1 protein-coding gene is annotated in these 448 nt (G+C 36.4%); it reads left to right on the top strand.

All coding sequences use genetic code 11. The annotated features are described in order from the left end of the window. Positions 1-448: hypothetical protein (locus RH81_RS17065; protein ID WP_033962392.1), on the top strand; the 448-nt coding region annotated here is incomplete at both ends.

Below are 448 nucleotides of genomic sequence, written 5' to 3'. Positions count from 1 at the left end.
TGATGTTACAGGATGCTTTGTGAGCACAACAGCTACAATTCTCTTGAGAGTAAATCCAATTCCATCTCCAGCCTCGCCGACAGATTTAGAAGTTTGTGATTTAGATAATGATGGATTTGAAGATTTTGATTTAGAGAGTAAGACACTAGAGATCATCAATGGAGAATTAGATATTGCGATTACTTACCATGAAACACAGAGTGATGCAGATATGGATTTAAATGCACTAGTTAGTCTTTATACAAATATTGTAATGGATGAGCAGGTGATTTACATCCGAGCCGAGAATACAGTTACAGGATGTTTCAATACATCAGTGAGTTTAATTATCCGCGTATTACCATCACCCGTAGTTCCAGTAGAGATAGATGACTATGTGATATGTGACACGAATAATGATGGTTTTGCACAGTTTGATTTAACGAGCAAAGATTCAGAGATATTAGGA

Origin of the sequence: Psychroserpens jangbogonensis (assembly GCF_000797465.1) — a bacterium.
GTDB lineage: Bacteria > Bacteroidota > Bacteroidia > Flavobacteriales > Flavobacteriaceae > Psychroserpens > Psychroserpens jangbogonensis.
Note: the sequence above shows the minus strand (reverse complement) of the source record. Positions and strands in the feature narration are given on the sequence as shown.